We start from the raw sequence: 22,507 nt of genomic DNA, 5'->3' as shown, positions 1-22,507 counted from the left end.
GTGGAACCCGATGCGTTCCGAACGAAGGTGCGTGCGTTCGTCGCCGATCTCGTGCCGCCGGGCTGGACCGGCATCGGCGCCCTGCCCGCCGACGAGGCCGCCACCTTCCGGGTGCACGCCCGCGCGGCGCTGGCCCAGCGCGGCTGGGTGGCTCCGATGTGGCCGCGGGAGTACGGCGGCGCCGGGCTCGGGCCCGCCGAGCTGATCGTGCTCGTCGAGGAGCTCACCGGCGCCGGGATCCCGTTCGGCTCGGACAGCGACGCGTTCGGGGTCAGCATGCTCGGCAACACCATGCTGCGGTGGTCCGACCCTGACCTCCTGCGCCGCTTCCTGCCCCGGATCGTGTCGGGCGAGTACGTCTTCGCTCAGGGCTTTTCCGAACCCGGGGCCGGGTCGGACCTGGCGTCGCTCGCGTTGCGCGCCGAGCGCGACGGCGACGAGTGGGTGCTCAACGGGCAGAAGCTCTGGTCGTCCGGGGCGCACAAGGCGAACTGGATGTTCGTGCTCGCGCGAACGAACCGGGACGTGCCCCCGCACCGCGGGATCACGATGCTGCTCGTCCCGCTCGACCAGGCCGGCGTCGACGTCCGGCCGATCCGCAACATCACCGGAGAGACCGACTTCAACGAGGTGTTCTTCGACGTCGCGCGCACGGAGGCCGGGCTCGTCGTCGGGGAGGTCGACCGCGGCTGGACCGTCGCGATGACGCTACTGGGCTTCGAGCGTGGGGAGACGGCGATCCACGCGCCCATCCGGTTCCGCAACGAGCTGGACCGGTTGGTCGCGCTGGTCCGCGAGCGCGGCCTGGACTCGGATCCGGAGGTGCGTCGCCGGATCGCCTGGTGCCACGTGCAGGTGGAGCAGCTGCGCTGCCACGGAAGGCGTACCGCGGCCACCCTGCTCGCCGGCGCCGAGCCGGGCCCGGAGGCGGCGCCGTTCAAGCTGCTCTGGAGCGAGTACCACCGGGTCGTCACCGAGCTGGCGCTCGACGTCCTCGGTCTGGACGCGCTCGTACCCAGCGGGCGGGCGTCGCCGAACTGGTACCAGACCGACGACCCGGGCGCGCCGAACTCGTCGGCCTCGTGGGCGTCGGTCTACCTCAACGCGCGCGCCGGGACGATCTACGCGGGCTCGTCCCAGGTCCAGCGCAACATCGTCGCCGAGCTGCTGCTCGGGCTGCCGAAGGAACCACGTCCCACGGCCTGACCGGATCCCGTCGCTCAGCGAGGAGCAGCATGATCTTCCGGAGTCCCTACCCCGACGTCACCGTGCCCGCGGTCGGGCTGTCCGAGCTCGTGCTCGGTGAGGCCACCGCGGACGATGCCGAGCGCGTCGCCATCGTCGACGCCACCAGCGGCGAGAGCCACCGCTACGGCGGGCTGCTCGAGGCGGTGGGACGGGTCGCCGGTGCCCTCGGCGCGCGCGGCATCGGGCGCGGCGACGTGGCGGCGCTGTTCGCCCCGAACTGCGCCGCGTACCCGCTCGCCTTCCACGGGATCCTCTCGGCCGGGGCCGCCGCGTCGCCGGTCAACGCGCTCTACACCCCGGCCGACCTCGCCCACCAGCTGCGCGACGCGGGGGCGCGGATCCTGTTCAGCTCGCCCGGCGGGCTCGAGCGGGCGCGCGCGGCGGTGGCCGAGCCGGGCGTGCGGGTCACGGAGATCGTCGTCCTCGGCGACCCCGCACCGGGCGGGGGTCCGGTTCCCGAGACCCGTCTCGCCGACCTCCTCGCGTCGCACGCCCCTGTGCCGCGAGTGGCGGTCGACGGGGACGACCTTGCGGCGCTGCCCTACTCGTCGGGCACGACCGGACTGCCGAAGGGGGTGCAGCTCACCCACCGGAACCTGGTCGCCAACGTGCTGCAGATGCACCCACTCGTCCGGATCCGCCCCGGGTCCGGGCTGCTCACCGCGGTGCCGTTGTTCCACATCTACGGCCTGACCGGGATCATGAACCACGCGCTGCTCCGGCGGGGCTGCGTGGTGACGATGCCGCGGTTCGACCTGGCGGGTTTTCTCGCCGCGATCGCCCAGCACCGCGTCGACCACGTCTTCATCGCGCCCCCGGTCGCGCTGGCGCTCGCCCACCACCCGCTGGTGGACGAGTACGACCTGAGCAGCGTCGAGATCGTCATGTCCGCCGCGGCGCCGCTCGACACGAATCTCGCGAAGATGCTCGAGGACCGGCTCGGCGCGACCGTGGTGCAGGGGTACGGCCTGACCGAGTCCAGCCCGTGCACCCACGGGATCCCGGTCGAGCGCACCGATCTCGACCGGGGGTCGATCGGGGTGCCGATGCCGAACGTGGAAGCGCGCGTGGTCGATCCCGGCACGGGCGAGGACGTCGCGGTGGGGGAGCGCGGCGAGCTGTGGTGCCGCGGTCCGAACGTCATGCGCGGCTACCTGAACAACCCCGGCGCGACGGCCACGGCCGTCGACGAACAGGGATGGCTGCACACCGGTGACCTCGTCACCGTCGACACCGACGGCGCGTTCCACGTCGTCGACCGGCTCAAGGAGCTGATCAAGTACAAGGGCTACCAGGTCGCGCCCGCCGAGCTCGAGGCCGTGCTCCTCGGCCACGAGGGAGTGGCCGACGCCGCCGTCATCGGGGTGCGCAACGCCGACGGCGAGGAGGTGCCGAAGGCCTTCGTCGTGCGGGTGGCCACCTTCCCGGAGCTCGACGCGGACGCGGTGATGGAGTTCGTCGCCGCGACGGTGGCGCCGTACAAGAAGGTGCGCGCAGTGGAATTCGTGGACGCGATCCCGAGGTCGGCGGCCGGCAAGATCCTCCGGAAAGAGCTGCGGGCCCGCGAGGCCGCCCCGGTCGTGACGGCATGAGCTACCCGAACCTTCTCGCCCCGCTGGACCTGGGCTTCCTCACCCTGCCCAACCGGGTCCTCATGGGCTCGATGCACACCGGGCTGGAGGACGATCCGGCCGACGCGCCGCGGCTCGCCGCCTACTTCGCCGAGCGAGCCCGCGGCGGGGTCGGGCTGATGGTGACCGGCGGGTACGCCCCGCACCCGCTCGGCGTCCTCGCCGAAGGCGGTTCGCTGCTCACCGCGCCCGACCAGCTGCCGGCCCACCGGGTCGTCACCGACGCCGTGCACGAGGCGGGCGGCCGCATCGCGCTGCAGATCCTGCACGCCGGCCGGTACTCCAAGCAGCCCGACCTCGTCGCGCCGTCGGCGATCAGGGCACCGATCAACCGGTACGCCCCGCGGCCGCTCGAGGAGCACGAGGTGCTCGAGCACATCGACTCGTTCGCCGGGTGCGCCGCGCTCGCCCGCGAGGGCGGCTACGACGGCGTCGAGATCATGGGCTCCGAGGGGTATCTGATCAACGAGTTCCTCGCGCCGCGGACCAACCACCGCGAGGACGAGTGGGGCGGCACGCCGGAGAACCGGCGGCGCTTCGCGGTGGAGGTCGTCCGCCGGGTCCGCGAAGCCGTCGGGCCCGACTTTCTCGTGATCTACCGGATCTCGCTGGCCGACCTCGTGGAGGGCGGGCAGACCTGGGACGAGATCGTCGCGCTCGGGCGGGAGGTGGCGGCGGTCGGCGCGACGCTGCTGAACACCGGGATCGGCTGGCACGAGTCGAAGGTGCCGACCATCGCGACCTCGGTGCCGAGGGCGGCGTTCACCGCGTTCACGGCCCGGCTGCGCCCGCACGTGCCGGTCCCAGTGATCACCTCGAACCGGATCAACATGCCGCAGGTCGCCGAGGAGGTGCTCGCGCGCGGCGACGCCGACATGGTGTCGATGGCGCGGCCGCTGCTCGCCGACCCGGAGTGGATCCGCAAGGCGTCCGGCGGTCGGACCGACGAGATCAACACCTGCATCGCCTGCAACCAGGCCTGCCTGGACCACGTGTTCGACGACGGGAAGGCGAGCTGCCTGGTCAACCCGCGCGCGGGCCGGGAGACCGAGCTCGTGATCCGGCCGGTGCGACGCGCGAAGCACGTGGCGGTCGTGGGTGCCGGACCGGCGGGGCTGTCCGCGGCGGTGACCGCGGCGGCGCGCGGGCACCGGGTCGACCTGTTCGAGGCCGGGGAAGCGATCGGCGGCCAGTTCGACCTGGCCCGGCGGATCCCCGGCAAGGAGGAGTTCGCCGAGACCATCCGCTACTACGCCCGCCAGATCGAGCTCACCGGCGTCACGCTGCACCTCGGCAAACGAGTCACGGCAGCCGACCTCGCAGCCCACGACGAGGTGGTGCTCGCGACCGGCGTGACGGCGCGGGTCCCGGACATCCCGGGCATCGACCATCCGATGGTCGTCGGCTATCCGCAGGCGCTCCGGGGCGAGGTGCCGATCGGCGCTCGGGTCGCGGTCATCGGTGCGGGTGGGGTCGGGGTGGACGTCAGCGAGTTCCTCACGCACGCGGCCTCGCCGACCCTCGACCTGCCCGCGTGGCGCCGGGAGTGGGGCGTCACGGATCCCGAGGCTGCGCCGGGCGCGCTGACGAGCGGGGAGCCGGAGCCGTCAGCCCGCACCGTGTACCTGCTGCAGCGGACCGGAGGGCGCATCGGCACCAGGCTCGGCAAGACCACCGGCTGGGTGCACCGGGCCGCGTTGGCCGCCAAGGGCGTCCAGCTGGTGAGCGGCGTGAACTACGAGAAGATCGACGACGAGGGCCTGCACCTGAGCACCGGCGCCGAGCACGCCGAGGACCGGGTGCTCGCGGTGGACACGATCGTTATCTGTGCGGGCCAGGAGCCCGTCCGGGACCTCGTCGACGGGCTGCGCGGCGCCGGCATGCCGGTGCGCCTCGTGGGCGGCGCCGACGTCGCGGCCGAGCTGGACGCCAAGCGTGCGATCGACCAGGGCACCCGGACTGCCGCAGCTCTCTGATCTGCTGAGTTTCATTCAGCAACGGCTAGACTCTGATGTCATGAAGCGGACTTCCTTCGCGAACTGGCCCTGTTCCGTCGCCAGGACCATGGACCTGCTCGGCGACTGGTGGACCCCGCTCGTGCTCCGCGAGGCGTTCTACGGGATCCGGCGGTTCGACGAGATCCAGCAGGCGTTGGGCATCGCGCGCAACACCCTCGCCGACCGGCTCCGCCGGCTGGTCGAGGAGGGTCTGCTGGAGAAGCGCCCGTACCAGCGCGATCCCGTGCGCTACGACTACGTCCTCACCGAGAAGGGGCGGGACTTCTTCGGGGTGATCGCGGCGATGTCGCGGTGGGGCGACCGCTGGCTGGCCGACGAGGCGGGTCCGCCGGTCACCTTCCACCACCGGACGTGTGGGCACGACACCCATGCCGAGGTCGTGTGCGCGCACTGCCGGGAACCCCTCGAGGCCGACGATACGGTCATGCGGATGGGGCCCGGCTACCCGCCGCGGCTTGCGCAGCGTCCCGATGTCCAGCGCAGGTTCGGGACACTACTGATCGACGAGCCGGGTTACCACCCGCTGCCCGCCGAAGCTTCACGGGTTTGTCGGCGAGATACGGACTGATCGATCTGTTCGCGAAGGATGTCGCCGTGTCCCGCATGCCGAGCAAATTCTTCGATCATGGCGAGCAGGGTCCATCGCATGCTGACCGTTCCTTCACGCGGGTTGTCCTTGGTGTCGTCGAGGTCGAAGCGGGCGGCGATCGCCCGTGACCGCCGGCTCGCGCGCTCGAACTCGGCGATCACGTCGGCCAAGGGCTCGTCGTCCGCGACGGTGAAGGTGCCCTCGTCCCGGTTCGAGTACCCGTCGCATTCGGATTCGTCGAGCCCCGCCCAGAAACGTTGGAACCAGATCCGTTCTGCGGCCGCAGCGTGCTTGATCAATGAGATCGGTGTCGTCAGTGACGGGACGAGCCGTCGACGGGCGTCGGCTTCGGAGAGACCGCGTGCTGTCTCGATCAGGGCTTCGCGGTTGCGATCGAGCATGTTCTCGATGATCGCGCGCTCGACGCCATTGGTGATTCGGTTGGTGTCCATGGGTTTCGCTCCGTTCTCTTGCGGCTGACGAATCTGGGGATTGGCGACTGGGCTGGGAGTCGAAGGTCGACACGATGCATCCAGAAACCGGGATCGCGGGGCGTTCGATGCGCGGGGGAGTGTGTCGATGCGGGCGGACGCAACACCGCAGCCGAGGCCGGTCCAGGTCAGGAGTCGGACGAGTCGCTGACGCCTGGTGGCAGTAGGTCACAGATCATCCCACGGTCTCGGCCAGGGCGGTTCCGCGGGTGGGCCGATGCGGTCGAGAGAGCCGGTGGCGTTGACAAAGTGAGTCCGCTTGAGCAACTCTACTGGTCAGAAGCCGCTGGCGCGTCGCCCTCGAGGAGGAGCGGATGGACGTTCTGAGCGACGAGCTGCGCGAGTTGGGCAGTACGTCGAGGCGCCTGCTGGAACGGTCGGCGCGCACGTCGCCGCTCCCACCGCCGTTCGGTGCGACTGCGCGGCTGGACCGCGAGCTGTGGTCCTCCCTCGCCGGGCTCGGCCTGCTCGGCCTCGCCGTCCCCGAGGAGCTCGGAGGCTCCGGTGGGGGCGCCACCGAGCTGTGTGTGCTGGCCGAGGAGGTGGGCGCTGCGTTGCCGGCCGTCCCCTTCGCCGGCACGGCCGCCGTCGCCGCGGTGCTCGTCGCCGGAGCGGACGACGGGGTCGGCCGCCAGGTGCTGGCCGAGGTCGTGAAGGGCACGCTCGTCGTCGCACCGGCGTGGGAGACGTTCCCGGCGCAGATCGTGCCCGGTCGGCGCACCGCGCTCCGGCTCGAGGGGGACCGGGTGGACGGCGCGCTCGCGGCCGTGCCGTTCGGGATCGACGCGGACCTGGTCCTCGCGTTCGCCGATCAGATGCTCGTCCTCGTGGACACCAGCTGGGACGCCGTGCGGGTACGCGCGGTGGAGGCGCTCGACGTCGTCGAGCCGGTCGCCGCCGTCGATGTGGCACCCGTGGCCGCGCCGCTCGTCCAGATCGCGGAGGTCCCGACCGCGCGGATCCGGGCCGTGCTGGCCGCGGAGCTCGTCGGCACCGCCCAGCGCGCCCTCGACGGAGCCGTGGCGTACGCCAAGGAGCGCAGGCAGTTCGGTCGGCCCATCGGGTCGTTCCAGGCGATCAAGCACCTTCTGGCGGACCGCCACGTCCAGCTCGACGCGGCCCGGATGCTGGTGCGCACGGCCGCGGCGGCGATCGACGCGGGCGACGTCAGCGCGGAGGAGGGGGCGGCCGCCGCCCTGGTCGCGGCGTGCGACGCGGCCGACGCGACAACCGGTGATGCCCTGCAGGTGCACGGCGGGATCGGCTTCACGTGGGAGCACCCGTCGCACGTGTTCCTCAAACGAGCCCGGGCCCGTCGCGTCCTACTGGGATCTCAGGCCCGTCAACTCGACGGCCTCGCGAAACTGATCCTTGGACGGTAGGCAGCGCAGCTCCCCAGCCGGAGGGCGGCCCGGTGTGGTGCTGGTCGTCGTCTCGGTGGCGGCCTTCCTGGCCAGCTTGGACCTGTTCATCGTCAACATCGCGTTCCCGGTCATCCGGTCGGCGTTCCCGGGCGGCGATCTGGCGGCGATGTCCTGGATCCTGAACGGCTACACGGTCGCGTTCGCCGCCCTGCTCGCGCCGGCGGGCCGCCTGGCCGACCGGTACGGGCGCCGGCTCGTCTTCCTCATCGGTGTCGCGGTGTTCACCGCCGCCTCCGCCGCCTGCGCGCTCGCTCTGTCGGTGCCGCTGCTCGTGGCCTTCCGGGTGCTCCAGGCCGTCGGCGCGGCGCTCGTGACGCCGACCTCGCTCGCCCTGCTGCTGGCCGCGTTCCCGCCCGCCCGGCGCGCGATGGCGGTGAGCGTATGGGCCGCGGTCGGCGGGGCGGCCGCCGCGCTGGGGCCGCCGCTCGGTGGTCTGCTCGCCCACGTGTCCTGGCGCTGGGTGTTCCTGGTCAACGTGCCGGTCGGGGTGCTGGCCCTGATCGCCGGTCCCCGGGTGCTGCGGGAGAGCCGGGAGACCGGGTCCGGGATGCCCGATCTGGCCGGCGCGGTCGGCCTTGCCGCTGGCGTGGGTGCGCTCGCGTGGGCGCTGGTCTCGGCACCTGATGACGGATGGGGCAGCCCGCCCGTGCTGATCGGGCTCGGGGTGGCGCTGATCTGCGTGGTTGCCGTGGTGCTGCGGTCGGCTCGGCATCCCGTACCGCTGCTGGATCTGACATCGTTGCGCGTGCCGACGCTGTGGCTGAGTTGCCTGGCGATGCTGCTGTTCACGACGGCCTTCGGCAGCATGCTGTTCGGCAATGTCCTGTTCCTGACCGGCCCGTGGCACCAGTCGGTGATCGTCGCGGGGCTGTGGCTCGCGCCCGGGCCGTTGATGGTCGTGGTGGTGTCGCTGACCGTCGGCGGCCGGCTGGTGAATCGGCTGGGGCCGGGAGCGGTGGCCGCGCTCGGGGGTTTGTTGTTCGCGGTCGGCGCGCTGATCTGGCTGTTGCGGCTCGGCCCGGTTCCGGATTACGTCGGTGGGCTGCTACCCGGGCAGCTGTTCACCGGTGCCGGGGTCGGGCTGGTCATGCCCAGCCTCTCCGGCGTGGTCGGTCTGGTGCTTCCGCCCGCGAAGTGGGGCGCCGGCTCGTCGATGATCAACACCGCGCGGCAGATCGGGACGGTGCTCGGGACCGCGGTGGTGGTCGTGATCTACGGCGCGACGCCCGATATCGACGCGTTCCGGCGTGGCTGGATCTTCGTCGGTGCGGCGGCGCTGGCCAGCGCGCTGGCCGGAGGTGCGATCGCGGCTCGTCGGAACTCCGCTGACGCCTACCGTCGCGAGGCCACCGGCCCTGCGAAGCCGCCGGCGGTACCGCCTCACCGTCGTCTGTGAGGTGTCGTCGCTACGCGGAAGCCGTTTCCATCCCATTTGCCGGCATCACATCGCGAAGCTGTCGTCGTGAGCTGATCGAGAGCTTGGTGAAGACCCTGCGGAGGTGCCACTCGACGGTCCGCGGGCTGAGGAACAGCCGGGCACCGATCTCCGGGTTCGTCATGCCGTCCCGCACCATCAGCGCGATCTGCCGCTCCTGCGCGGTCAGCTCGTCGCTCGCCGCGGACTCGGAGCGCTTGCGGACCGTCTCTCCGGCCGCCCGCAACTCACGACGGGCACGTTCCGCGAAAGCCACCATGCCGATGGAGACGAACATGTCGTAGGAAGCGCGCAACTGGGTCCGGGCATCGGACCGGCGGACCTGCCGGCGCAGCCACTCGCCGTACACGAGATGAGCGCGAGCGAGTTCGGGCCGCAGCCGCGTTCGGCTCAGATGCTCGACAGCCTCGACGAATGCGGCCTCTGCGCTCGCATCATCACTCACAAGGCCGCGGGAGCGCGCCTCGAGGCCGAGGCCCCACAGCTCATCCGTACCGCGGGTACTGTCCTGCAGCCGCTCCAGCGCCTCCGCTGCTCCACGATCGTTGCCGCTCCTGGCAGCGGCTTCGACCTGCTCGGTCAGCGCCCACGCCGACACGAAGAGCTCGGGGGTGTCGTCACCGGCCAGTTCGGCCACCGCGAGCGCGTCGTCGTAGCGGCCGGCGGCGTTCAGGACGACCGACTTGGCCCAGTGCGCGTACTGGACGGCGGTGCCCTGGCCCTCCGCCGTCGCATTCGCAACCGTGGCGTCGATGAGCGGAAACGCCTCGCTCGCCCGACCTCGCAGCGCGGCCAGCACCAACGCGCCGTAGTGCGCGACCTGGGTGCCGGTGGCCTCCCTGACCGCGTCGGCCTCTGCTTTCAGCGACGACGCTCGGGCGAAGTCGCCGGCCAGCGCGGCAACCTGGCCGAACACGTTGACGCCGACGGCGAGAACCGCGAGTGCCCCCGCGTCGCGGGCCACCTCGACCTGGCGGTCGGCGGTTGCCATGCAGGTCTCGAAGTCCCATGCGGCAGCGGCCGCCGCCGTCGCGAGCCAGCCCCAGCGAAGGACCTCCTCGATCGAGACCCCGTCCCCGGCGAACGTGATCGCGGCCTGCTTCAGCAACGGAACCGCAGTGGCGCGCCCTTCGGTGAACAGCAGTGCAAGGCCGTCGAGGAGCAGGTCGGAGGCACGCGTCGGGCCCGCGGGCCGCGGCGCGGCTCGGGCCGCCCGGGACACCTCTCGCAGGTCGCCCGCCGTGGCCAACCGTCCCGCGAACAGCGCGGCGCTCCACGCGTCGAGGTAGGTGTCACGGGCGAGCCGAGCGTCGAGTGGCTCCAGGGTCTGCGCAGCGCGCAACAGCAGCGGCGGTGCGTCGCTGCCGCGACGCTGCGCGAACGCGGCTTCCGCACGCAGCAGGTCGACGCGGGCCCGCCCGAACTCGTCGAGCGCACCGGCCTCCGCTCGATCGAGCAGTTCGAGCGCGGTGCCGAACGAACCGGCCGCCACACCGGCGTGGGCCGCGGACAGGGCACGATCGGTGCGATGCGCCGGGTCGGGCGTCAGCTCGGCCGAGCGCTGCAGGAAGGCGGCAGCGGCCGCGAGCCCGCCACGTGCCTCGGCTCGGTCGGCGGACTGCTCGAGCTCAGCGGCGACCGCATCGTCGGGTTCCACCGCGGCCGCGGCGAGGTGCCACGCGCGACGATCGGGATCGGTCTCTGCGTCAGTCACCGCTGCCAGCGCCGCGTGCACTGCTCGCCGATCCGCCGCATCCGCGGCCCGGTACACGGCTGACCGCACGAGCGGGTGGCGGAAGGTCATCCGGGCATTCACGGACAGCAAACCGTCGGTCCCACCTGCCATGGCCCGTGCCGCCGTCACCCCGAGCCGCTCCGCAGCGTGCCACACCAGGGCGGGATCGCCGACCGGTTCGGCCGCCGCGACCAGCAGCAACAGCCGGGAGTCCGCCGGCAGTGCCTCGATCCGCGTCAGGAAGCTCAGCTCGATGTGCCCGGGGAGTGTGCCGGCCTGCAGCAGGCCGAATCCGCCCGCCATCTGGGTCAGGGTCAGCCCGCGCGGCAGTTCGAGCAAGGCGAGTGGGTTGCCCCGGCTCTCGGCCACGATTCGATCCCGGATGTGCTGATCGAGCCTGGAGGGGGTGGCTGAGTCCAACAGAGCACGAGCGTCGGCGACGGCTAACCCGGTGACCTCGAGTTCCGGAAGACCGCGCAGCTCACGCCCGGGTTGCCGGGTGCCGAACACGAGGGCGATCGACTCCGCCAGCAGCCTGCGTGCGACGAAGCCCAGCACCTGCGCCGAGGCCCGATCCAGCCACTGCGCGTCGTCGACCAGGCACAGCAGCGGGCGTTCCTCCGAGAGGTCCGACATCAGGCTCAACACGGCCAGCCCCACCAGGAAGCGATCCGGTGGGGTTCCCGCCCGGACCCCGAACACCGTCTCGAGTGCCTCGCGCTGCGGATCCGGGAGCCTCGACAGGCGATCCAGCAGCGGCATGCAGAGCTGGTGCAACGTGGCGAACGCCAGCTCCATCTCGGACTCCACGCCGGCGGCGCGCAGTACGCGCACGTTCCTCGCGGAACGCGCCACATGGTCGAGGAGCGCGGACTTCCCGACACCGGCGTCGCCGCGCACCACGAGCACGCGGCTCTCGCCCTCCCGCATGGCGGCGATCATCTGGTCGAGGGCGGCAGTCTCCGCTCGTCGCCCGAGCAGCCCCGCGCCGTCTCCTCGGAACCCTTTCCCCCGTTGCTGCCCCATCCTCCGCCCTCTGCCGCAAGCGGTGATACCCCCGGGGGACCCGCCTGCCGGCCAGGCCGCAGGTCGCGCGGAGGACTGCCAGCCTAGAGGCGAGCGGGCGGCGCGCCTACAGAGTGCTGTCGGAATGACCGCTTCGAGGGCGACGATCAGGCGGGTCAGGTGACCTGCTGGCCGCCGTCCACGTCGAAGGTTGCGCCGGTCAGGGCCGTGTTGGTCATGATGTGGACGGCGAGCGAGGCGACGTCCTCTGGCACGACGACGCGGCGGATCGGGAGGGTCGCCCGCAGGTGCGCTCGGCGCTCGTCGAGGTCGTCGCCGAGCAAGGACGCCGAGAGGGGCGTGTCCACGAAGCCTGCCGCGATCAGGTTGACCCGGACCGGCGCGAGCTCGAGCGCGAGGTTGGCCGTGAGCGCAGGCAGCCCCGCCGTGAGCAGCGCCGTGAGGCTGATCCCGACGGCCGGCCGCCGGCCACCGGTTCCGCTCATGAGCAGAAGCGCGCCGCCGGGCCGCACCGTCCGGGCCGCGTGCCGGGCCACTTCGAGGGTGAGCCGGACGTGGTCGGCGACGTAGCGGGTGGCGTCCGTCATGTCCATGTCGGCCAGCGGCGCGTAGTACGGGCCACCCGCGGTGACCAGGACGTGGTCGACGGGCGCCGGAAGGGACCGGAAGAAGGCGTCGAGGTGGTCGGGGTCGTGTGCGTCGAACGCCGCGTGCCGCTGCGCGCCGAGATCGGCTGCGACATGTCGGAGGCGTTCCGGGTCCCGGCCGGTGAGGACGATCTCAGCGCCTTCGGCGCGGGCGGACCGGGCCGTCTCGAGCCCGATCCCGGAGCTACCGCCGATGACGACGACGGTCTGCCCGAGCAGACTCGGTTCACGCACGGCGGTCACGCTACCGGTGAGTGTGGTCATGGTGCCTCCGATGTCCGAGAGGTCGAGGTCGTCGGATCCGGCGCCCCCGTTGTGCACGGCGGGTTCCGCGGAGCGCAGGCCGCGGGCCGCCCACGAGGCCGCCGGATCGAAAGGTGTGGACCAGTAGTACGGGTAGAGCCACTCCACGGCTGCCTCCGCCTTCTCAACCGGCTGCTGCGGCGCCCACCGCGTTCTCGGCGCGGCCGACCTGGGCGTCGAGCTCGCGCAGCGCCTGGAAGACCGCCTCGGAGAACGTCGGGAACGGCTGGATGACGTCGAGCAGGACCGGTAGCGGAGTACGGGCGCGGATGGCCACGGTCACCTGCTGGAGCCACTCGCCCGCTTCCGGGCCGAGGGCGTGGGCGCCGGTGAGCCGGGCGCCGTCCGAGACCAGGGTCAGGAAACCGGGCTGCGTGTCGTAGGCCCGCGTGTAGGTGGACGTCCGGGGGATCCCGGAGAGCGCGACGGTCGCCACGTACGGTCCGTCGGCCCCGCCGACCGAGGCGGCCTGAGGATCGCAGAAGATCACGCGGGGGACCGCGTCGTAGTGCGCCTCCCGGGGTCGGCCGAGGATGTTCGACGCCACGACGCGCCCCTGGTACTCGCCGACGTGGGTCAGCTGCCACAGCCCGGTGACGTCACCGATCGCCCACAGCCCCGGTCCGGCCGCCATCCGGCCGTCGACCGCGATGCCGCGTGGATCGGCCGCGATGCCGACCGTCTCGAGCCCGATGTCCGCGACCCGGGGGCGCCGCCCGGTCGCGACGAGCAGTCGGTCGCCGCGGGCCTCGGATCCGTCCGCGAACGCCAGGACGTACTCCGCGCCGTCCCGGCGGGCCGCCGTCGGCGCGCGGCCGAACCGGAGCTCGACGCCGTCGTGGCGGAGGGCGTCGGCGACGCCATCCCCGAGATCGCGCGGTTCCCGCGGCAGCAGGTGATCGCCACGCTCGACGAGCGTGACCGCAGCGCCCAGCCGGCCGATCGCCTGGGCCATCTCGACGCCGATGGGTCCGCCTCCGAGCACGAGCAGCCGGGGTGGAACCTCGGTGAGCCCGGTGACCTCGCGGTCGGTCCACACGCCCGGCAGCTCGCGCAGGCCGGGCACGGGCGGGATCGCCGCGTCGGACCCGGTGGCGACGACGACGTGCTCGGCGGTGTAGGTCGTCCCGTCGACGACGACCGTGCCCGGGCCGTCGAGGCGGCCGTGTCCGCGCACGACGTCGATCCCGACGCCGCGCGCCCACGCAACCTGTCCGGCGTCGTCGTAGTTCGACACCATGAAGTCGCGCCAGGCCAGCGCCGACGGCACGTCCATGGCCCCGGTGACCGCTTCCCGGGCGCCCGGCGCGGTGCGCGCAGCCGCGAGCACCTCTCCCGGCCGGAGCAGGGTCTTGGACGGGATGCAGCCCCAGTAGGAGCACTCGCCGCCGAGCAGCTCGCGTTCGACGACGGCGACGCGGAGGCCGCCGGCGGCGAGTGCCGCGGCGCAATGCTCCCCCGGCGCTCCACCGCCGAGGACGATCACGTCGTAGTCGGTCATCGTCGCGCCGCCTCCAGAACCGCCGACGCGTCGTCGTACGCCTCGTCCGGAGTCCGGCCCCGCCGGCGGGCCTCGATGAAGGCCGCGTACCAGTCGGCCCAATGGTGCTTCGGAGCCGACGGTTCGTAGCGCCCGTGCTGGTCCTCGGCCTCGCGCAGCAGCTCGGCCAGGCTCGTCGCGTTCATCGCGGCGTCCTCACTCACGGCCCGGCAGGCGGGTGGTGATCTCCTGCACGATCCAGCCGTTGCCGTCCGGGTCGTCGAACGTCACGAACGACCCGTAGGTCTGTCGCTCCGGGCTCGGCCCCGATACCCGCCCGGCCGCCCCCACGGGCCGGAAGCGCGCCCCCAGCCCCGCTTCGTGGAAGATCTCGCTGACCGTGGCACCGCGCTCCGCGAGCTCGGCCCTTGCCGCCTCGATGTCGTCGACGACGAGGTACATGCCTCGCAGGGAACCGGGCGCTGCGGAGGTGACGCCGACGCCGAACTGGATCGAACCCGCCGACCCCGGCGGCGTCAGCTGCACGATGCGGAAGTCCTCGTCGGCGACGAAGTCGGCGTCCTCCCGCCAGCCCAGCGCCTTGTAGAACTGCTTGGCCCTGTCGACGTCCGAGACGGGCACGACGACGACCTCGAGTTTCATGTCCACAGCTAGAACTCCTCGTCTTCGCGAGCGTCGGCACGGGAGTCCGTGCCGGTCCGTCCACAGTGCCGCGGCCCAGGCTCCTTCGACCCAGGGAAACTCCCTGGACCGGCTCGCTGCCAGGCACCGCTGTCGCGAGACACGGCCTAGTTGTCCGGGGCGACGATTCGGTTGCGCAGGTTCGTGATCAGCCCGTCGGCGTCGAGGGTGACGCGCTCGATGCCGCTCACGGTCAGCATGCGGTCGTCGACGGTGCGTGCGTCTTACGAGAGGCCGACCATGTTGCTCAACTGGTCAGCAAGTGGCGTGCGACACATCCTGATCGTCAGTTCAGGGGCTACGGCGGACGAGCAGGGCTACGGCGGTGAGGACGACAGGTGGGGCGGGCGGGTGCCGCTCGGTGAAGCCGATGGACTCGACTCCACGGTGCTCGTGATCAACGACCGAGGAACCTGCGCCTGGCCAGGAACGGCCCGATCCCCGACCGCCACCACGGCAGCCATGCGGACGGCCTGCGCAGCACCGCCTGCATCAGCGGAGCCGAGTCGAAGAAGGAGTCCCGGCGAAGGACCGTGCCGGCCGATGTGAGGCACAGTTTGTCGACCGCCCGGAAGGCCAGTGGCTTCCCGCCGAGTGTTGCGGTGAGCCGGAGCTCGATGAACATCTGTTCCTCGCGGCCCGCCCAGCTCACCACCTCGCCGCGGATGTCCGGGAGGAGCGTCACGAGGCGCTGTGCTTCGTCGTGCCACGTCCGTCGGGTCGTGCCGGGCTGCAGCAGCGGCTGGTTGAGTTCGATGTTCTCCGACATGAGGCTGTCCCACGCACGCGGCTCGGGTATGTCCCAGCCCCTGGCGAACGCGGCGAGGACCCGTTCGTGGACGCTCGGCCAGCCGGTCGGTGCGACGTAGTTGCGGACGTCGTCTTCTGTGGTCACCGCGTTCTCCTCCGGAAACGGGTCGCGCGAGCGAGGCGAACCCGAACCTACCTCGATCACGGCAACTTCATGATCCGCCGGTGGCCGGTTCTCGACCGCCGTGGGGCCCGCGGCCGGCACGGCGAGGCGCGAGCGCTCACCGTCCGGTACGTGGCTCCTGATCACCCGGGGTGAGCAGGACGACCGGGATCTCGCGGTCGGTCTGCTGCGCGTAGTCGCCGTAGAGCGGGAAGATGTTCACCATCTGGGCCCAGAGGGCCGCCCGCTCGGCCGAGGACGCGACGCGGGCGCGTGCGGTGAACCGGCGAGTGCCGACCTGCACCCCGACGCCGGGGTCCGCCTCGAGGTTCATGAACCATGCCGGGTCCTGTTCGGCGCCGCCCTTGGAGGCGACGACGACGTACTCGCCGCCCGAAGTGCCGTAGATCAGGCAGTTGCGGCGGGGCGTGCCGGTCCGGCGTCCGGTCGTGGCGAGCACGAGGGTGCGCACGCCGTTGTTCTCGTGACCTTCGGTGCCGCCCGAAGCGAGGTACGTGCGGGTGTGCTCGGCGACCCAATCCCACTGCGAGTCGGTGGCGCGGTCGAGGTCCTCGGCGATGGCCATGGCGGCTGTCCTTCCGGTGGGGGATGGTGCGGCCTTGCCGGCCGCATCTGCCACTGGGACGGAGCCGCCGCGCCGGTCTCGACATCCCGGCCACACCTTTCGTCGAGGGCCGCCAGTCCCGGCGTGTCGGGCGCCCGAGGCGACGGGTCCACGGCCGACCCGTTTCTCAGCGTGGGATGTTCTCGTCAGCCGGGTACCGGCCGAAGTGCGGCTCGTCGTCCGACCCCGGCTGCTGGGACCTCGGTGCGCGCCCAGCGGCAACGAGATCGTCCACCTGGGCGGGGGAGAGCACGCGCTCCACGACCATGACCGCCGCCCCGATCACCCCGGCCCGTTCGCCGGACCGGCTGGGCACGATCCGCAGGTGCTGGGTGGCCAGCGGCAGGGAACGCCGGTAGACGACCTCGCGCACGCCTGCCAGCAGGTGCTCGCCGGCCGCGGCGAGGGCGCCGCCGATCACGATCACCGAAGGGTTGAGCAGGCTGACCGCCGTGGACAGCACCTCGCCGATGTCGCGGCCGGCCGCTCGCACCAGCTGCACGGCTTCCACGGACCCGGCTCTGGCCAGCGCGACGACGTCTCGACTGGACCTCGCGTCGTGACCGCGGGCTCGCAGCGCCGCGGCCAACGCCCCACCCGACGCGATGGCTTCGAGGCACCCCGTGTTCCCGCAGCGGCACGGCACGTCGCCTCCCCCTGGCACGGCGACGTGCCCGAGGTCGCCCGCGGCGCCCTGGGCGCCGCGGCGCAGCGCGCCGTCGCTGATGATGCCGCTGCCGATACCGGTGGCGACCTTGACCAGCATGAGGTGTGCCGTGCCTGGCCAGTGCGCGAAGTGCTCGCCCAGTGCCATCACGTTGACGTCGTTGTCGACGAGGGTCGGCGCACCCAGCTCGGCGGTGAGCCGGGCGGGCACGTCGAAGCCGTCCCAGCCGGGCATGATCGGCGGGTTGACCGGGCGGCCCGTGGAGTGTTCCACCGGGCCGGGCAGCCCGACGCCGATGCCCGCGAGCAGCTTCGGCTCCCAAGGCGCGAGCAGCTCGCGGGCCAGCGTGACGACGCGGTCGAGCACCACGTCCGGTCCGAGGGCGATGTCGAGGTCCTCGTTCACCTCGGCGAGCACCGATCCGGCGAGGTCGGTGACGGCGAGCCGGGCGTGGGTGGCCCCGAGGTCGGCGCCGAGCACGACGCGCACAGCGGGGTCGAACTGGAAGCGGGTGGGCGGCCTGCCGCCGGTGGACATCGCCTCGCCGGCGTGCCCGACGAGGCCGCTGGCCAGCAGCGCGTCGACCCGCGCGGCCACCGTGGAGCGAGCCAGCCCGGTGCTCGCCGCCAGCTCGGCGCGCGTGCGAGCGTGGCCGTCGCGCAGCAGCTGGAACAGCTCGCCCGCCCCGGGAACCGCCCCGGTGGGCGGCGCCGCGACGATCCCGCCCGGCTCACCCATGCGAAAAAGTGAAGCACACCTTCTCACGGTCGGCTGCGCGCAACTCCCGCTACGAAGAGGCAACTTTTGATTGTGCGGCGGCAGAAGTCCCGCTAGCTTTCGCCTGTGAGCCACGCCACTGAACGGGCCGGCAGGACGCTGGAGATGGCGGGCATCAGCAAGTCGTTCCTCGGCGTTGGCGTGCTGCACGGCGTCGACATGGACGTGCGCGCCGGCGAGGTGCACGCGCTGGTGGGGGAGAACGGCGCCGGCAAGTCCACCCTGCTCAAGGTGCTCTCCGGCGTTCACCAGCCGGACGCGGGCACGATCGCGATCGACGGCGAGGTCCGCACGTTCGCGAACCCGCGCCAGGCACATGAGGCCGGGATCGCGATCATCCACCAGGAGTTCACGCTCCTGCCCGAGCGCACGGTCGCGCAGAACGTCTTCCTCGGCCGCGAGCCGCTGCGGCGCGGCCTGGTCGACACCGGCGCCATGGAGCGCGCCACCGCGGAGCTGCTCGCCGAGATCGGTGAGACCGGGTTCGGGCCGGACGCGGTCGTGCGCCGGCTGTCGGTTGCGCAGCAGCAGGTCGTCGAGATCGTCAAGGCCCTCTCCGCCGACGCCCGGATCGTCGCGATGGACGAGCCGACGGCCGCGCTCGCCGAGCACGAGGTCGCCCTGCTCACCGGCCTCGTGCGTCGCCTGTCCGCGCGCGGGATCGCCGTGCTGTACGTGTCGCACCGGATGCCGGAGATCTTCGCGCTCGCCGACCGGATCACCGTGCTGAAGGACGGCGCGCGGGTCACCACGCTGCCCGCCGCCGAGCTCGACCCGCCCACGCTCGTGCGGCTCATGGTCGGCCGCCCGCTCTCGGCGTACTACCCGCCGCGGGCCACGGAGTTCGGCGACGTCCGGCTGGAGGTGCGCGGCGGGACGGCGCCCGCGATCAGCGGGATCGACCTCACCGTGCGGGCCGGCGAGGTGGTCGGCGTCGCCGGATTGCAGGGCGCGGGTCGTACCGAACTGCTGCGCGCGATCTTCGGGGCCGACCCGTTCACGGCAGGTGAGGTGCTCCTGGACGGCGAACCGGTGCGCCTGACCTCACCGCGCCGCGCGATCGCCGCCGGCATCGCCATGGTCACCGAGGACCGCAAGGCCGAGGGGCTGGCGCTCGCCCAGTCGGTGCGGGAGAACGCGCTGCTCGTGCTGCGCGCGGTCTTCCGGCGCCGGGCTCGCGCCGGTGCCGTGCGCACCCGCGACCTGCTGGCAACCGTCGGGCTCCGGTCGGCGGGGGAGGACCAGGAGGTGCGGTTCCTGTCCGGCGGCAACCAGCAGAAGGTCGTGCTCGCCAAGTGGCTCGCCGCCGACCCGCGGATCCTGCTGCTCGACGAGCCGACCCGCGGCATCGACGTCGGCGCCAAGGCGGCCGTGCACGAGCTGATACGGGAGCAGGCCGAGGCCGGGATGGCGGTGCTCATGGTCTGCTCGGAGCTGCCCGAGCTGATCGGACTGAGCGACCGGATCTGCGTGCTGCACGAGGGCAGGATCGCGGGCGAGCTGCCCGCCGGTGCATCGGAGGAGGACGTGATGGCGCTGGCCACCGGGCACGGGGCACCGCATGCGGATGCGCCCCGGTGACGGCGCTTGCGGAGCGGGTGCGACGGGTGCCGCGCCTCGCCGCCGGGCCCGCGGAGGGCACGTGGATCGCGCTCGGCCTCGTGGTGCTGCTCGCTGCCGCGATCGTGACCGCGCGCGGTGGCGACTACTTCACGCAGGCCAACCTGCTGAACATGCTCTCGCGCACGACCGCGTTGGGCATCGTCGCGGTCGGGCAGACGATCGCGATCCTCGCCGGGTCGCTGGACCTGTCGGTGGCCTACCTGATCGGCCTGACCTCGCTGATCGCCGCGGAGGTGATGGCAGGCGACCCCGCGATGATCGTGCCCGGCGTGCTCGCCGTGCTGGCCGCCTCCGCACTGGTCGGGCTCGTCAACGGGCTGGTGATCACGAAGCTGCACGTCAACGCGTTCATCGCGACGCTCGGGGCCGGGCTCGTGATCAAGGGGATCCTGGAGAGCCGCTACCAGGGTCCTGCCGGGTCCGTCCCGGTGCTGTTCCAGCGGCTCGGCTACGACCGGATCGGGCCGATCCCGGTCGCCGTGCTGCTGATGCTCGCCGTGGCGGGGGCCGCGGCGCTGTTCCTGCACCGCACCCGCGCAGGCCACCACGTCTACGCGGTCGGCGGCAACGTCGAGGTCGCCCGGCTCTCCGGGGTGCCGACCACGCGCACGACCGTGCTGGCGCACGTGATCTGCTCGCTGTGCGCCGGCCTCGCCGGGCTGTACCTGGCCAGCCGGCTCGGCGCGGGCGCGCCCTACGTCGGCACGGACGGCGGCTACGACCTGGAGTCGATCGCCGCGGTGGTGCTCGGCGGCACCGTGCTCGCGGGCGGGCGCGGTGGGGTGAGCGGCACCGTGGCCGGGGTGCTGCTGCTCGCGGTGCTGGACAACCTGTTCGACCAGCTGGTCCTGGACGCGTTCTTCAAGGACGTCGTGCGCGGCGCCGTGATCATCCTGGCCGTCGCGGTGTATGCGCGGCGGCAGCTGCGGGCCAGGGCACAGCGCGCCGTGCGGGTGCCGCGATGAGGTCGCTCCGGGATCGGGTGGGCGCCGCCGCGCCGGTGTTCGGGGTACTGCTGGCACTGCTCGTGGCGATCGCGGTGGTCAACCCGAGCTTCCTCGAACCCGCGTCGCTGCTCGCGTACCTGAAGCGCGCCGCCCCGCTCGCGATCCTCGCGGTCGGGCAGTACTTCGTGATCGTCTCCGGCGAGTTCGACCTGTCGGTCGGCTCGCTGGTCACGGTGCAGGTCGTCGTCGCGGCCCGGCTGATCGACGGCGACGAGTCGGCAACACTGCCGGTGATCGTGCTGCTTGCCGGGCTGGGCCTGCTGATCGGGCTCGTCAACGGGCTGATCACCACGCGGCTGCACGTGCCGTCGTTCGTCACCACGCTCGGCATGCTGCTCGTGCTCTCCGGAGCGGTGTTCCTGTGGACGGGCGGCGCCCCGCGCGGGTCGCTCTCCCAGGCCTTCCGCGTGCCCGGGCGGCAGGGCATCGACATCCCCGGCTTCGGCCAGGTGCCGTGGTCGGCGCTGATCCTGATCGCCGTCGCGGCAGGCGCCGTGGCACTCATGCGCTCGGCGTGGGGGCACACGCTCGTCGCGACCGGTGACAACGACAGGGCCGCCGCGCTCGCCGGCGTACCCGTCGCGCGGGTGCGCACCACGGCGTTCGTGCTGTCCGCGCTGGCCGCGACCGTCGCGGCGGTCCTGCTCGGGGGGTTCGCGGGCGTCTCGGCGCAGGTGGGCGAGGGCCTGGAGTTCTCCGCGATCACCGCCGTCGTGCTCGGCGGGGTCGTGCTCGGCGGCGGGCGCGGCAGCGTGCTCGCGGCGCTGGCCGGAGCGCTCGTCCTCGAAGCCCTGTTCACCCTGCTCAACCTGCTCGGGGTCTCCGGCGCGCTGGAGTCGACCGTGCAGGGCGTGATCATCATCGCCGCGGTCGCGTACGCGGCGCGACGGGCCGGCGGCAGGCGCCGGCCGCCCTCGGTTCCCGAACCCTCTCCGCAGCCCGCCTGACCCCGAAGGGACGACCATGAAGCGATCGATGGTGCTCGCGACAGGAGCCGTGCTCCTGCTCGCCGCGGCCTGTACCAGCGACGTGCCGCCCGGTGGCGCGGCGCCGACCGGCGCGCCCGGCACGTCCCCGCCGCCGGCCGCGAGCCAGTTCTTCGACCAGGCCGAGCACGACCGGCAGCTGGCCCTGCGCGACCAGACCGCGCAGGGCCCCGCCGACCAGCCGTGGGTGCAGATGCTGGAGCCCGAGATGGTGGACACCGCGCGGTACGCCACCCAGGGCCCGCACCACGTCTGCTTCTCCAACGCCTCGGTCGACAACCCGTGGCGGCAGGTCGGCTGGACCACCATGCAGGCCGAGGTCGACCTGCACCGGGACGAGATCGCGAACTTCACCGCGCTCGACGCGGGCGCGAGCGACGACAAGCAGATCTCCGACATCCAGCAGCTCGTCGGCAGCGACTGCGACGCGCTCATCGTCTCCCCGAACACCACCGCGACGCTGACCCCCGCTGTCGAGGCGGCGTGCGGCCAGGTGCCGGTGATCGTGTTCGACCGTGGCGTCGACACCGACTGCCCGGTGACGTTCATCCACCCCGTCGGCGGCTACGCGTTCGGCGCCACCGCGGCGGAGTTCCTGTCCGACGAGGTCGGCCAGGGCGGGAAGGTGCTCGCGCTGCGCGTGCTGCCCGGCGTCGACGTGCTGGAGCACCGGTGGGCGGCGGCCGAGCGCATCTTCGCTGCGCGCGGCGTGAACGTCGTCGGCGTGGAGTTCACCGAGAACGACACGGCGACCGCCAAGAGCATCGTGTCGGACTACCTGCAGCGTGAGGGCCAGATCAACGGGATCTGGATGGACGACGGCACCGCAGGCGTCGCCGCGCTGGAGGCGTTCGAGGACGCCGGGCAGCCGCTCCCCGCGATCAGCGGTGAGGACCAGCAGCAGTTCCTGGAGAAGTGGCAGGCCGAGGGCCTGACGGCGCAGGCTCCGACGTACCCGACGTTCCAGTGGCGCACCGCGGTCGTCGCGGCGCTGCAGATCCTGCGGGGCGAGCAGGTGCCGGGCGAGTGGATCCTGCCGCAGCCGACCATCACCAGCGAGAACCTCGGCCAGTACCTGCAGCCGGGGCTCCCGCCGCTGCACTACGCGCTCTGCGGCTGCCAGCAGATGCCCGACTTCCCGGCCCGCTGGGGCGCGTGACCGGCTGCCAGTCGTGAGTGG

The 22,507-nt window shown here is 72.4% G+C and carries 19 protein-coding genes; 10 read left to right on the top strand and 9 right to left on the bottom strand.

The annotated features are described in order from the left end of the window. The 4 genes from K1T35_RS37145 to K1T35_RS37130 are packed head-to-tail and all read left to right on the top strand — an operon-like array spanning window position 1 to window position 5,465. A complete protein-coding gene (locus K1T35_RS37145) occupies window positions 1–1,206 on the top strand; it encodes an acyl-CoA dehydrogenase family protein (protein WP_255621144.1) in 1,206 nt (401 codons plus the stop codon). Between the two features lie 29 nt (window positions 1,207–1,235). Then, on the top strand, window positions 1,236–2,840 hold the full coding sequence (locus K1T35_RS37140) for an AMP-binding protein (protein WP_220256389.1): 1,605 nt from the start codon (window positions 1,236–1,238) through the stop codon (window positions 2,838–2,840). Beyond that, entirely contained in the window at window positions 2,837–4,855 is a 2,019-nt protein-coding gene (locus K1T35_RS37135; protein WP_220256388.1) for an NADPH-dependent 2,4-dienoyl-CoA reductase, read from the top strand. Before K1T35_RS37140 ends, K1T35_RS37135 begins: the two co-directional genes overlap by 4 nt. Before the next feature lie 40 nt (window positions 4,856–4,895). Then, window positions 4,896–5,465 carry a helix-turn-helix domain-containing protein gene (locus K1T35_RS37130; protein ID WP_220256387.1) on the top strand — a complete coding sequence of 190 codons (570 nt, stop codon included), beginning with the start codon at window positions 4,896–4,898 and terminating at the stop codon, window positions 5,463–5,465. Here the strand turns inward: K1T35_RS37130 and K1T35_RS37125 are convergent. After that, window positions 5,411–5,938 carry a DinB family protein gene (locus K1T35_RS37125; RefSeq protein WP_220256386.1) on the bottom strand — a complete coding sequence of 176 codons (528 nt, stop codon included), beginning with the start codon at window positions 5,936–5,938 and terminating at the stop codon, window positions 5,411–5,413. The genes K1T35_RS37130 and K1T35_RS37125 overlap by 55 nt on opposite strands. A 353-nt stretch (window positions 5,939–6,291) precedes the next feature. On the opposite strand from K1T35_RS37125, the gene K1T35_RS37120 reads away from it, so the two are divergent. Then, window positions 6,292–7,359: an acyl-CoA dehydrogenase family protein gene (locus K1T35_RS37120; RefSeq protein ID WP_220256385.1), complete on the top strand. Its 1,068-nt coding sequence runs from the start codon at window positions 6,292–6,294 to the stop codon at window positions 7,357–7,359. Between the two features lie 34 nt (window positions 7,360–7,393). Next, window positions 7,394–8,797 carry an MFS transporter gene (locus K1T35_RS37115; RefSeq protein WP_255621141.1) on the top strand — a complete coding sequence of 468 codons (1,404 nt, stop codon included), beginning with the start codon at window positions 7,394–7,396 and terminating at the stop codon, window positions 8,795–8,797. 10 nt (window positions 8,798–8,807) lie between these two features. Here the strand turns inward: K1T35_RS37115 and K1T35_RS37110 are convergent, their stop codons facing one another. The 8 genes from K1T35_RS37110 to K1T35_RS37075 form a co-directional block, all read right to left on the bottom strand. Beyond that, the gene (locus K1T35_RS37110; RefSeq protein WP_220256383.1) at window positions 8,808–11,597 is read right to left on the bottom strand and encodes an AAA family ATPase; all 2,790 of its coding nucleotides are present in this window, start codon (window positions 11,595–11,597) and stop codon (window positions 8,808–8,810) included. A 155-nt stretch (window positions 11,598–11,752) separates the two neighbouring features. Further along, window positions 11,753–12,655, bottom strand: coding sequence for an SDR family oxidoreductase (locus K1T35_RS37105; RefSeq protein WP_255621140.1), 903 nt, complete (start codon window positions 12,653–12,655; stop codon window positions 11,753–11,755). Between the two features lie 16 nt (window positions 12,656–12,671). After that, on the bottom strand, window positions 12,672–14,048 hold the full coding sequence (locus K1T35_RS37100; RefSeq protein WP_220256382.1) for an NAD(P)/FAD-dependent oxidoreductase: 1,377 nt from the start codon (window positions 14,046–14,048) through the stop codon (window positions 12,672–12,674). After that, window positions 14,045–14,233, bottom strand: coding sequence for a hypothetical protein (locus K1T35_RS37095; protein WP_220256381.1), 189 nt, complete (start codon window positions 14,231–14,233; stop codon window positions 14,045–14,047). Before K1T35_RS37095 ends, K1T35_RS37100 begins: the two co-directional genes overlap by 4 nt. A 10-nt stretch (window positions 14,234–14,243) precedes the next feature. Next, window positions 14,244–14,690, bottom strand: coding sequence for a VOC family protein (locus K1T35_RS37090; RefSeq protein WP_370645532.1), 447 nt, complete (start codon window positions 14,688–14,690; stop codon window positions 14,244–14,246). 436 nt (window positions 14,691–15,126) lie between these two features. After that, on the bottom strand, window positions 15,127–15,624 hold the full coding sequence (locus K1T35_RS37085) for a nuclear transport factor 2 family protein (protein WP_220256379.1): 498 nt from the start codon (window positions 15,622–15,624) through the stop codon (window positions 15,127–15,129). 136 nt (window positions 15,625–15,760) lie between these two features. After that, a complete protein-coding gene (locus K1T35_RS37080) occupies window positions 15,761–16,228 on the bottom strand; it encodes a nitroreductase family deazaflavin-dependent oxidoreductase (protein ID WP_220256378.1) in 468 nt (155 codons plus the stop codon). A 166-nt stretch (window positions 16,229–16,394) separates the two neighbouring features. Next, entirely contained in the window at window positions 16,395–17,672 is a 1,278-nt protein-coding gene (locus K1T35_RS37075; protein WP_220256377.1) for an ROK family transcriptional regulator, read from the bottom strand. A 144-nt stretch (window positions 17,673–17,816) separates the two neighbouring features. Here K1T35_RS37075 and K1T35_RS37070 point away from each other — a divergent pair, with 144 nt between their 5' ends. From K1T35_RS37070 to K1T35_RS37055, 4 genes are read left to right on the top strand one after another with little or no spacing between them, the layout of a single operon-like run. Continuing rightward, window positions 17,817–19,292: a sugar ABC transporter ATP-binding protein gene (locus K1T35_RS37070; RefSeq protein ID WP_220263081.1), complete on the top strand. Its 1,476-nt coding sequence runs from the start codon at window positions 17,817–17,819 to the stop codon at window positions 19,290–19,292. Next, a complete protein-coding gene (locus K1T35_RS37065) occupies window positions 19,289–20,299 on the top strand; it encodes an ABC transporter permease (RefSeq protein WP_370645199.1) in 1,011 nt (336 codons plus the stop codon). Before K1T35_RS37070 ends, K1T35_RS37065 begins: the two co-directional genes overlap by 4 nt. After that, the gene (locus tag K1T35_RS37060; protein ID WP_220256376.1) at window positions 20,296–21,288 is read left to right on the top strand and encodes an ABC transporter permease; all 993 of its coding nucleotides are present in this window, start codon (window positions 20,296–20,298) and stop codon (window positions 21,286–21,288) included. Before K1T35_RS37065 ends, K1T35_RS37060 begins: the two co-directional genes overlap by 4 nt. Before the next feature lie 16 nt (window positions 21,289–21,304). Further along, on the top strand, window positions 21,305–22,486 hold the full coding sequence (locus K1T35_RS37055; protein ID WP_220256375.1) for a substrate-binding domain-containing protein: 1,182 nt from the start codon (window positions 21,305–21,307) through the stop codon (window positions 22,484–22,486). The last annotated feature ends 21 nt before the right edge of the window (window positions 22,487–22,507 follow it).

It is taken from the genome of Pseudonocardia sp. DSM 110487 (assembly GCF_019468565.1).
Lineage (GTDB): Bacteria > Actinomycetota > Actinomycetes > Mycobacteriales > Pseudonocardiaceae > Pseudonocardia.
This window is presented reverse-complemented; position numbering and strand designations above follow the sequence as displayed.

Excerpts from the sequence above, each read along its gene's own strand:
- K1T35_RS37140 (WP_220256389.1), top strand. The coding sequence starts at position 1,236 with ATGATCTTCCGGAGTCCCTACCCCGACGTCACCGTGCCCGCGGTCGGG.
- K1T35_RS37135 (WP_220256388.1), top strand. The coding sequence starts at position 2,837 with ATGAGCTACCCGAACCTTCTCGCCCCGCTGGACCTGGGCTTCCTCACC.
- K1T35_RS37130 (WP_220256387.1), top strand. The coding sequence starts at position 4,896 with ATGAAGCGGACTTCCTTCGCGAACTGGCCCTGTTCCGTCGCCAGGACC.
- K1T35_RS37125 (WP_220256386.1), bottom strand. The coding sequence starts at position 5,938 with ATGGACACCAACCGAATCACCAATGGCGTCGAGCGCGCGATCATCGAG.
- K1T35_RS37120 (WP_220256385.1), top strand. The coding sequence starts at position 6,292 with ATGGACGTTCTGAGCGACGAGCTGCGCGAGTTGGGCAGTACGTCGAGG.
- K1T35_RS37110 (WP_220256383.1), bottom strand. The coding sequence starts at position 11,597 with ATGGGGCAGCAACGGGGGAAAGGGTTCCGAGGAGACGGCGCGGGGCTG.
- K1T35_RS37100 (WP_220256382.1), bottom strand. The coding sequence starts at position 14,048 with ATGACCGACTACGACGTGATCGTCCTCGGCGGTGGAGCGCCGGGGGAG.
- K1T35_RS37095 (WP_220256381.1), bottom strand. The coding sequence starts at position 14,233 with ATGAACGCGACGAGCCTGGCCGAGCTGCTGCGCGAGGCCGAGGACCAG.
- K1T35_RS37090 (WP_370645532.1), bottom strand. The coding sequence starts at position 14,690 with ATGAAACTCGAGGTCGTCGTCGTGCCCGTCTCGGACGTCGACAGGGCC.
- K1T35_RS37080 (WP_220256378.1), bottom strand. The coding sequence starts at position 16,228 with ATGGCCATCGCCGAGGACCTCGACCGCGCCACCGACTCGCAGTGGGAT.
- K1T35_RS37075 (WP_220256377.1), bottom strand. The coding sequence starts at position 17,672 with ATGGGTGAGCCGGGCGGGATCGTCGCGGCGCCGCCCACCGGGGCGGTT.
- K1T35_RS37070 (WP_220263081.1), top strand. The coding sequence starts at position 17,817 with ATGGCGGGCATCAGCAAGTCGTTCCTCGGCGTTGGCGTGCTGCACGGC.
- K1T35_RS37060 (WP_220256376.1), top strand. The coding sequence starts at position 20,296 with ATGAGGTCGCTCCGGGATCGGGTGGGCGCCGCCGCGCCGGTGTTCGGG.
- K1T35_RS37055 (WP_220256375.1), top strand. The coding sequence starts at position 21,305 with ATGAAGCGATCGATGGTGCTCGCGACAGGAGCCGTGCTCCTGCTCGCC.